The sequence below is a fragment of the Paraflavitalea pollutisoli genome (assembly GCF_029360705.1).
GTDB lineage: Bacteria > Bacteroidota > Bacteroidia > Chitinophagales > Chitinophagaceae > Paraflavitalea > Paraflavitalea pollutisoli.
Genome location: NZ_JARKMX010000002.1, coordinates 723,882 through 733,431 on the forward strand (window position 1 = coordinate 723,882; position 9,550 = coordinate 733,431).

7 protein-coding genes and 2 rRNA genes are annotated in these 9,550 nt (G+C 50.2%); 4 read left to right on the forward strand and 5 right to left on the reverse strand.

From position 1 onward, the window contains the following. Positions 1-85 precede the first annotated feature (85 nt). Positions 86-799, reverse strand: coding sequence for an ABC transporter ATP-binding protein (locus P2W70_RS07690; protein WP_276480856.1), 714 nt, complete (start codon positions 797-799; stop codon positions 86-88). Between the two features lie 128 nt (positions 800-927). Here P2W70_RS07690 and P2W70_RS07695 point away from each other — a divergent pair, with 128 nt between their 5' ends. Next, a complete protein-coding gene (locus P2W70_RS07695; RefSeq protein WP_276480857.1) occupies positions 928-1,635 on the forward strand; it encodes an arylesterase in 708 nt (235 codons plus the stop codon). A gap of 33 nt (positions 1,636-1,668) precedes the next feature. Here the strand turns inward: P2W70_RS07695 and P2W70_RS07700 are convergent, their stop codons facing one another. Together P2W70_RS07700 and P2W70_RS07705 are read right to left on the reverse strand one after the other, a co-directional pair. Beyond that, entirely contained in the window at positions 1,669-2,100 is a 432-nt protein-coding gene (locus tag P2W70_RS07700) for an SRPBCC family protein (RefSeq protein WP_276480858.1), read from the reverse strand. Between the two features lie 68 nt (positions 2,101-2,168). Next, a complete protein-coding gene (locus tag P2W70_RS07705; protein WP_276480859.1) occupies positions 2,169-3,335 on the reverse strand; it encodes an SRPBCC domain-containing protein in 1,167 nt (388 codons plus the stop codon). 235 nt (positions 3,336-3,570) lie between these two features. Here P2W70_RS07705 and P2W70_RS07710 point away from each other — a divergent pair, with 235 nt between their 5' ends. Genes P2W70_RS07710 through P2W70_RS07720 form a run of 3 tightly spaced genes read left to right on the forward strand, consistent with a single transcriptional unit; the run spans position 3,571 to position 9,036 of the window. Next, positions 3,571-5,046: a DUF3375 domain-containing protein gene (locus P2W70_RS07710; protein WP_276480860.1), complete on the forward strand. Its 1,476-nt coding sequence runs from the start codon at positions 3,571-3,573 to the stop codon at positions 5,044-5,046. Further along, positions 5,043-5,624: a DUF4194 domain-containing protein gene (locus tag P2W70_RS07715; protein WP_276480861.1), complete on the forward strand. Its 582-nt coding sequence runs from the start codon at positions 5,043-5,045 to the stop codon at positions 5,622-5,624. The genes P2W70_RS07710 and P2W70_RS07715 overlap by 4 nt, the downstream gene beginning before the upstream one ends. Further along, the gene (locus P2W70_RS07720) at positions 5,608-9,036 is read left to right on the forward strand and encodes an ATP-binding protein (RefSeq protein WP_276480862.1); all 3,429 of its coding nucleotides are present in this window, start codon (positions 5,608-5,610) and stop codon (positions 9,034-9,036) included. The genes P2W70_RS07715 and P2W70_RS07720 overlap by 17 nt, the downstream gene beginning before the upstream one ends. 175 nt (positions 9,037-9,211) lie before the next feature. Here P2W70_RS07720 and rrf read toward each other — a convergent pair. Beyond that, positions 9,212-9,323: ribosomal RNA gene (gene rrf, locus P2W70_RS07725) — 5S ribosomal RNA — on the reverse strand. A 126-nt stretch (positions 9,324-9,449) separates the two neighbouring features. Further along, positions 9,450-9,550 (reverse strand): 23S ribosomal RNA (locus P2W70_RS07730); the annotation flags it as partial.

Consider the following 9,550-nt stretch of genomic DNA (forward strand, 5'->3'; position numbering starts at 1 on the left):
ATTGCTGAAATGAAAATGTGGCTGAAGACACTTATGTCCGGTACTGATCGCAGCAAACGAGCAGCGTCCCGAACGCCGGCGCCTATTACTCCGCCTGCAGTGTGCCGGCCGTTACCGGTGCATTGTATTCATCGCTGATCAGGTGGCCCCCTTTGATCCGGATGATGCGATTGGTTAAGGCAGCGAGCTCCAGGTTGTGCGTCACGATGACCAGGGTAGTGCCGGCCTCTTTGTTGAGGTCAAACAGTAATTTGATCACACGGTCGCTGGTCTCGGCATCGAGGTTACCCGTAGGCTCATCGGCAAAGAGAATGCGCGGATTGTTGGAAAATGCCCGGGCTAGGGATACGCGCTGCTGTTCACCACCTGATAACTGCAGGGGATAATGGTGCATGCGATCGGCCAACGCTACTTTTTCCAATAACTCCATCGCCCGCGGACGAATATTCTTCTCACCCCGCAATTCGAGCGGTACCATCACATTTTCGAGCGCCGTCAGTGTAGGCAGCAACTGAAAGTTCTGGAAGATAAAGCCCACATACCGGTTGCGCACCTGCGCCCGTTCATCTTCGCTGAGCTCGTTGAGCGTAATATTGTTGAGCTCGACGCTGCCGCTGCTGGCACGATCGAGACCAGCGCACAAACCCAGTAAAGTGGTCTTGCCACTACCGGATGGACCAACAATCGACAGCGTGGAACCAGCCTCTACCATAAAGTTGATATCGTTCAACACTTGCAGGGTGCGGCCTCCCCCCTGGTAAGTTTTACTTAATTGCCGGATATTCAGAATAGACTCCATAAGTTTGTTTAAGTAGACGTGCCAGCTGCCCGGATATTGTACAGGGCGGCACCACATTTATAGCATCTGAAAATACATCATTAACGAACATAAAAGAGCGTTACATGTTTAACGGAATCATAAATCAAATGCCGAAAGTTTATATGTCGAAAATAGGGGTGATAAGCGGTCTGATGGCCCTGCTGGCCATGACCAGTTGCAAGGATAAGCCAGCCACCAAAGATCAGCAAACGCCTTCAACCGATTCGGCCACTGCTTCAACGAATGCCGTCACACCGGCCGATTCCAGCAAGCGGATCGTATTTTTCGGCAATAGCCTTACGGCAGGGTATGGTGTCGATCCGTCGGAGGCTTTCCCCGCCATTATCCAGGGTAAGATCGATTCTTTGCAGTTGGGATATAAAGTGGTGAATGCGGGACTGAGTGGAGAAACCACTGCCGGCGGTAAGGGACGGATCGATTGGCTGCTGCAACAACCACTCGATGTATTTGTTTTGGAGCTGGGCGCCAATGATGGATTACGGGGCATTCCGGTGAGTGAGACGGGAAAAAATTTGCAGGATATCATCGACCGGGTCAAGGCGAAATACCCCCAGGCAAAGATCGTATTGGCAGGTATGCAGGTGCCTCCTAATATGGGCAGCAAATATGCCGGCGACTTCCGTGCCGTATTCAAATCGCTGGCAGAGAAAAACAATATTCCCCTGATCAATTTCCTCCTGGAAGGGGTGGGCGGTGTTCCTGAATTGAACCAACAGGATGGCATACACCCCACACCCCGTGGTCACCAGATTGTGGCCAATACGGTATGGGGCTACGTGAAGCCGTTGTTGTAAGTCTTTCTTTTTCGCCGGCTATTGGCGGTCGGTTTATTCTTCTACAAAACCGCGGAGTGACCGGCCGATGATATAATCCCAGCCTTGCTGGTGACTGGCGGCGGATACCTTTTCGGGGTAAGCGGCCGGCATCGTATCGAGCCCGGTATGGCTGAGACGTATACGGGTGTTTTTCTCCTCTTCCGGAAACAGTTCAAAACTGACGATGGTTTCGTGGGGATAATCATCGTAACTCCAGGTATGCACCAGTTTACTGCCCGGAACGACTTCCAATACTTTACAGCTGATCGGATATTCTTTGCCTCCGGGCTCCCCGCCAAAATATTTAAAGCTGTACCCGACTTCTGCTTTGAATACCGGGATCTTGAAATACCACTGATTCATTTTCTCTGCTACGGTGATCGCTTCCCATACTGCGGTAGGCGGTGCTTCCAATACGACTTCTGTTACAACAGGTGCTGCCATGGTAATTGCTGTTAAACGCTGGCGCAAGGTAAGAAGATGGTGGCGTTGTTCCCGCAGGAGCCACGAAACTAGGGTGCCTCTTTCAACGCTTCAGGATTGTGGTCGGCGACGAGGTTGAGCCGAAGGCCATATTCCAGATAAGCTTTCAGGCCGGTGAGCACGAGCGCCCAGCCTTCCGTTTGGCCTACCAGTATTTCATGCAATCCCTCCGTACCCGCATCCCAGCCGGTTTCTTCGGCGGTAACAAATACAGCATTTTCTCCACGTCGTGCCAACGTAATGGTTACCGTACTGTTGATATTACCCTGGGCTGGCCAGGTCCACACAATGAGCGAGTCGGATGTAAGCATTTGCGCGGTCACGTCGCCGCTGACGCCATAATCATCCCAATACCAGGTGACGGATTTGCCCGCTTCGAGCTTACCCGTACTGCGGCTAAACCAAAATTGTGTGGTATGTGCCGGGTCGATGAAAGCCTCGAATACATCGGCGGCCGGTTTGCGGATCAGCAAGGATGCTTTGGCGGCAGGTTTAGCGCTGTTTTCGCTGACAGTTTCCGCGGGCGAAGTGCTATCGCCCTTACGTTCCGTGGCGTGGTTGGCGCTGGCCACAATAGCGGCATCAGAATCTGCCGCAGGGCGTTGATCCATCCCCGCTGCCGCACCAGGTGTATCTTCCCCACCAGTACTCTTTTCCGCTTCCGGCATATCGGTCAAAATGGCTTTGTATTTGTTTTTGGCCTGCTCGGCGATCTCCTGCCACGAATGGTCGTTCCAAACAGGAATGGGCTTGTTATCCAGTGCCAGGGCCAGGGTATCCAGCACATAATGCCAACCGGGGCCAGCGCCGGTGAGGTAATGGGGCGACACCAGTTTCTCCATAAATTGCAGGTGACAGCGATTGTCGGATTTCTTCTTCAGCGCCCAATGCACAATACTGAGTTCGCCGGGAAAAGAATCACTGGTCCAAGTGTATTCGATCAACTCCCGGTCTTTCCATTGCAATACCTGGCCCACAATGGCCATGCCTTGAAAATCAATGGTCACCGTGCCGCCGACCTGTGGCTCCACGGTCGCTTTTCCCAGCCATTGGGCCAGTTGGTCAGGCTGCGTCAGGGCATTCCAGACGGTGTCGACGGAATGCGGCAGGTCTCTTTCGAAGACAATATTGAATATTTCGCCAGTGGACCGGAAATAGCCCCAATGGTTGGAAAGGTGGATTTGCTGATTCGCCATATAGCAAGGTTTGTATAGAGAAAACGCATAAATACCGGGCCGGGCATGATCACCTTGTTCATGCTTACCATTTTCGCCCACGAGATTGGCCCATGGAGCTGTGCTGCTGATGCCCCTGATTGCCCCACAATCTACTTTTATTTCCCCACCACAGCTGGCATATAATCCACATTTGCCCATATCTGTTCGCTGAGCCGAATACATCCTTAGATTTGTTGTCCACCATTATTCTTGAATGACGCATCCGTTTTTTACTTACTCGAAGTTTATAAAGGATACTGTGACGCTGAAGTTGTTGCGAACGGGCAATGCCTCATTGATACTCAGCTTCTTACACACCGCTTTTAGGGACCACGACAAGATATATATTCCCGGTCCCGACCTTATCCAGCACCTGGCCAATTACCTGCAGGAGATCGACTATACCGATGCCGACCAGGAAACAGCTGTACGCGAGCTCGGCTACTCGTACGAAGACAAGGCCCGCAACTATATCAACCGCTGGACCGACGAAGCCTACCTGCACAATTTTATCGATGACCATAGTAAACAGGTCATGTACCAGTTGAGCCGGCACACCGCCAAGGCCTTCCAGGTGTACGACTTGCTGCAGGAGCGGGAATTTGTAGGTACGGAGAGCAAGTTTGAGGACCTATTCAATAAGTTGCAGGCCCTCGTCACGAACAGCAACAGCAATCCGGATGAACGGATTCTGGCGTTAGAAAAAGAGAAGAAAGAACTACAGGCCAAGATCAACGATATCAAACGCAGCAATACGGCCTATACCTTCGAAGGGTACCAGGTCAAAAGCCGCTGGGAAGAAATTGTTCGACTGAGCAACGAACTCACCGGCGATTTCAAAGAAGTAGAAGATAATTTCAAGGACATCTATCGGCAGATCAGTCTCGAACATGCCGATGCCAAGCTCACCAAGGGTCAGTTGCTCAAACTCACCTTCGATGCCCTCGATGAGCTGCGCGACAATGACCAGGGCAAAAGCTTTTATGCTTTCTGGATGTTCCTGATGAATGACGAAAAGCAGGAAGAGCTGAACCAACTGACCGATGCCGTGTACCGCGTGCTGGAAACACACCAGGTAACTACGGAACACCAGAGCCTACGCAAGTTGAAGACGCGGCTGCACTACGCCGCCCGGAAGGTGCTCGACACGAACGAACTGCTGGGCTACAAGCTCAGCCGTATCGTTGCTGAAAAAGAACAGGCAGATAGACGTGCCTTGAAGGAAACATTACAGCAGGTATTCCAGATGGCCATTCAACGATTGGAAAAACCAGTGGCGGAACGTCCTTTCTACATCACCGTCGATGACAAACCCGAGATCAGGATGCCGCTCGAACGCAGGCCGGGGGAGAAGCCCGTCGAAAGTAAATTTGAAGCAGCCCCTAAATTGGCCACCTTCAAACTGGATGCGGCCGAAGCACTCAATGGATTGTACGGTGATGATATGATCGATAAAGCCCTATTGCTGAAGAATATTCAGTCCATGCTGAAGGATAAAAATCAGGTAAGCCTCAAACAGGTGGTGGAGGCCCATCCGCTGAAGAAGGGTTTGGCCGAATTATTGGCTTATATTACCCTGATCCAGCAATACGACAAACATGCGGTGAGTGAGGAGGCGACGGAGGATATCCTGTTTGACGTGTTGCAGAAAAAACATTTACGGTTACCGCAAATAATATTCACGAAATGAGTGTGACGTTGTTGCCTTATGCAAAGTCGATCGTGCAGTTGCTGAGAGGCCCGGTGTACAGCGACGACCAGGACTACTGGAACCAGATCCTGAAATACCAGGTGGAGATCACGCAGCATTTCAGCGGGTTGGGATTGGATACCGTGATACAAAAAGAAGACGGCTACGCGTTCATACGCCAGGTAGAACTGGATGACCGCGGCAGTACCATCGGCCTTATCAGCCGCCGGCCACTCACGTATGAGGTAAGCCTGTTGTGCGTACTGCTGCGCAAGCTGCTCGACGACTTCGAGATCAGCAATACGGAGAACAAAAGATTCTTTATAAAACGCAAGCAATTGCGTGCAGAGTTGGAAACTTTCTTCAAGGAGAAAAGTAATAAGGTAAAGCTGCTGAAGGACCTCGATAGCTATATCAACCAGGTGCTGGACCTGGGCTACATCAAGGTAACGGATGCAGATGGTCAATACCGGGATGAGGATACGTTTGAAGTGCGCAGCATCATCAAAGCACGTTTCAGCAACGATGTATGCCTGGAATTCCTAAACCAATTGAAAGAAGATGTTAAGCCTGTTTAGTACCGATAGCAGCAAGGCAGGGTTCCGGTTGCACAAGATGCAATTGTACAACTGGGGCACCTTCGACGGCGCAATCTACACCATTAGTCCGGAGGGGGAGAATAGTTTGCTCACCGGCGCCAATGGTAGTGGTAAAACGACGTTGGTGCATGCCATGCTGACCTTGCTGGCAGCAGAACGCCGGATGCGCTCCTTCAACCAGAGTGCAGAAGGTAAAACAAAGAACGAGCGTAGTGAAGACAGTTATGTGCTGGGGGAATATGGCGAAGAAACGGATAGCGAAACGGGTATTCAAACGGCCCAACGCTTACGTAGTGATAAAGCCAAAGCGTATTCCATCCTCATTGGCACTTTTAAGAACGAAGATCGTTTTGTGAGCCTCGTGCAGTGCCGCTGGTATAGCCAGGGAGAATTGAAGAAGAGCTTTATCGTGGCCCATGCCGAATTGAGCATCGAAGAAGATTTCAAGCATTTTGATGCAGCCGGCAACTGGAAGAAACTATTGCGCCAACGCTTTCCCAAACGGGGCAGCAAGGACCTGATAGAGTTCTTCGACGGCCCCAAAGAATACGGACAGAAGGTGCGGCATTATTTCGGTATGCGGAGCGAGAAGGCACAGATGCTATTTAACCAAACGATCAGCTTAAAGATATTGGGTAGCCTGGATGATTTCATCCGCAACCAGATGCTGGAAGAGGCTGATATGGAAACAGAGTTCCTCAACCTCAAGGATCAGTTCCAGATGTTGAGCGACACACACACGGCGATCGAAAAGACCGTAAAGCAGATCGAGCTGCTGTTGCCCATTCAAGACCTGCACCAGAAAGAACTGGAGCTGAAGAAGCAATCGGAATACTACGAGAACCTGCAACAGATACAGCCCCTCTATTTTGCTATGCTCGAAAGCGGGTTGCTGAGCGAACTGATCGAAGAAGCCAACCAACAATTGGTGACTGTTAAAAAGAGTAAGCAGGAACTGGAAAACCATATTGCCAGCACCGATGAACGCGAGCGTAAGATCGACAGTGATATCCGCAACAGCGATATCGGTCGGCAGATCGCCGACCTTGAACGCGAGCAGCGACAACTGGAAGCAAAGAAGCAGCAGCAGATCAGCCAAAGTGATCAGTTAAATGAATGGCTGCGCAGTGCCGGCTTTGGTGTCAATCCCTCTAAACTGGAACTGGAGCGATACCGGGAAAAAGCAGGCCAGCAGATGACAACGCTGGATAATGATATTGCCGTGGCACGTCGCAAGCTTTACCAGGCCGAAGATGTGATCGCGGTGCAACAGCGTGAGTATGATCAACTGGACCGGGAGATCTCCAGCCTGCGCCAGCAGAAGAATAATATTACCGGTAGGGTAGCGCAGATCAGGGCCGAGATCCTGGAACATTGCGACGCCTCACCCGATGAGATCCCTTTTATCGGCGAGCTGATCCAGGTGAAACCGGAAGAACACAAATGGGAGCCTGCGTTGGAGAACCTGTTACATGGGTTTGCCTTGCGCATGATCATCCCTACGAAGTATTACCAGCAAGCTACCAGCTTTATCAACGAAAACGATCTGCGTGGCAGGATCGTTTATCACCATTACCACAAAGACGAAGGCCTGGGCCGCATGATGAAGGCCGACCGCGACAGTATACTGCACAAGTTGGAGCTTCGAGAGGAGTCGCCTTATGCCAATTGGGTTTATGAGCAATTGCTGCAGTCGTATGACTATGCCGCAGTGCAGAATGTGAAGCAGTTGCAGCAATACGATAAGGCAATCACGGTGCAGGGCCTTACCAAGAACAGGCACCGCCATGAAAAGAATGACAGTCCCGACGCCAGGCGTCGCCAGCAATATGTATTGGGGTGGGATAACCACGCCAAGATCAAGTCGCTGGTAAAGGACCTCGCGGAACTGGAAAAGGCCATCGAAGAAAGTAAACGACAGAGCAAGAAACAGGAGTTGCAGATCAGAGAGCTGGAGCTGAAACAGGGGACACTACGACAGATCATAGACGTCAAAGAATTTGAGGCGATTGACTGGAAGGCTACCACTACGACCATCGAGCAGACCAACAAACAGTTACTCGCCTTACAGAAGGGCAACAAGACGATGGAGACCTTGCGCAGTCAGCAACAGGTATTGCGGGAGGAGCTGCGTCAGTTGAAGGTGGAGCATGAAACGATGGCGGAGAAAATGGGTCGGTTAAAAAATAAGATCGAAGGATGGAATATGTCTTTCCAACGGTCGGAGGATATTAAGAATGGCTATGCCGGCGTGGATGTAGATCTTTTCTTACCGCTCATAGAAACCTATATCAAAGAAGAAATAGATTATACCATCGACCTCGATGTGCTGGATAAGGTGCGCAACCAGATACGTACCTCTATCCGCAAAAAAGCGATGGTGTATGTAGAGGATGTACAAAATACTACACGCAAGCTGGAACAGGCCATGCGTCGTTTCAAGAATCCGGACGATGCATCACTGCATGCACGGTTCCCGGATTGGAAGAACAGCACTTTTACCCTGAGTGACAGTGCAGAGTTTGTGGCAGAGTATATTGTATTGCTGAGCAAGTTGCAGCAGGAGGAACTGAAGGAACAGCAGCAACGCTTTAAGAAGTACCTGAACGAAGAGATGATCAACCGCATGAGCAGTTTCAAGGAAGGGCTGGATGCGGAAGCGGCGAAGATCAAAGACAATATCAGCAAGTTGAACCAGGCGTTGAAGGCGATCACCTACCGGCAGAACCCCAAGACGTTTATTCAGTTGGATGTAAAGGAAGAGTTGAACCAGCAGATCAAGGATTTCAAGCACCAGCTGAATAACTGGAAGCCTAACCTGGCTGAATACCAACGTACGCAGGACGACAGTATCCTGGAGAATAGTTTTATCAAGATCAAGGACCTGCTCGATGAACTAACGAAGCAGGAGAACTGGCGCCGTGAGGTGTTGGATGTAAGGAACTGGTTGAAGTTTACGGCGAAAGAGGTGAAGGCGGAAGATATGGTAACGGTGCATCGCAGCTATACGGGCACGGAAAAGTTGAGTGGGGGAGAGCAGGCCCAGCTGACGTATACGATCCTGGGTTCGGCAATTGCGCACCAGTTTGGTATACACAGTGATGGTTATGAAACCAAATCATTCCGTTTCATTTGTGTGGACGAGGCTTTCAGCCGGCAGGATGAGGAGAAGGCGCGTTACCTGATGGATCTTTGCCGTCAATTGCATTTGCAGTTGATGGTAGTATCACCCGCGAAGGCAGATGAAGTGAAGATCGTAGAGCCTTATATTTCTAAAGTGCATTTCGTGTATCGGCGCAATCACCGGGACAGCGTGGTGTATGATATGAGCATCATGCAGTTTCAGGAGAACCGGGCGAAGTTTCTGGGTAAGAAAAAGGCGGATGCGTAGGCTTCCACCAAACTGAAAATACAAAAGCCGTTCATGATCGTGAACGGCTTTTTTTATTCGTTACAGGGTGTATAACAATATCGTTTGAAGGGGGCAGTATGCGGCAGCGTTATGTGTTATTTAGCTCACCGTATAGAAACAAAAAAGCCCTGTAGTAAACTACAGGGCTCAATAAATATGGCAGCTACCTACTCTCCCGCATTGTTGTGCAGTACCATCGGCCATGAGGGGCTTAACTACTCTGTTCGGTATGGGAAGAGGTGAACACCCTCGGTAAAACCACCATAAGAAGGTAATACCGGATTTGATTTGATCTTGCGACCATGATTATCCAGTCAATAAGTTACATATTGGGAAGTTGTAAATGAACAGCAACAGATATTAACCATGTTGTATTCACAAAATTGATTAAAAAAATTAAAGCGTACGGGCAATTAGTACTACTCGACTTTACTGTTACCAGTTTTACATCTGTAGCCTATCAACGTCGTAGTCTCCGACGACCCTTAAAAGA

Coding starts and splice junctions, on each gene's coding strand:
- P2W70_RS07710 (WP_276480860.1), top strand. CDS start 3,571: ATGACGCATCCGTTTTTTACTTACTCGAAGTTTATAAAGGATACTGTG.
- P2W70_RS07695 (WP_276480857.1), top strand. CDS start 928: ATGCCGAAAGTTTATATGTCGAAAATAGGGGTGATAAGCGGTCTGATG.
- P2W70_RS07705 (WP_276480859.1), bottom strand. CDS start 3,335: ATGGCGAATCAGCAAATCCACCTTTCCAACCATTGGGGCTATTTCCGG.
- P2W70_RS07700 (WP_276480858.1), bottom strand. CDS start 2,100: ATGGCAGCACCTGTTGTAACAGAAGTCGTATTGGAAGCACCGCCTACC.
- P2W70_RS07690 (WP_276480856.1), bottom strand. CDS start 799: ATGGAGTCTATTCTGAATATCCGGCAATTAAGTAAAACTTACCAGGGG.
- P2W70_RS07720 (WP_276480862.1), top strand. CDS start 5,608: ATGTTAAGCCTGTTTAGTACCGATAGCAGCAAGGCAGGGTTCCGGTTG.
- P2W70_RS07715 (WP_276480861.1), top strand. CDS start 5,043: ATGAGTGTGACGTTGTTGCCTTATGCAAAGTCGATCGTGCAGTTGCTG.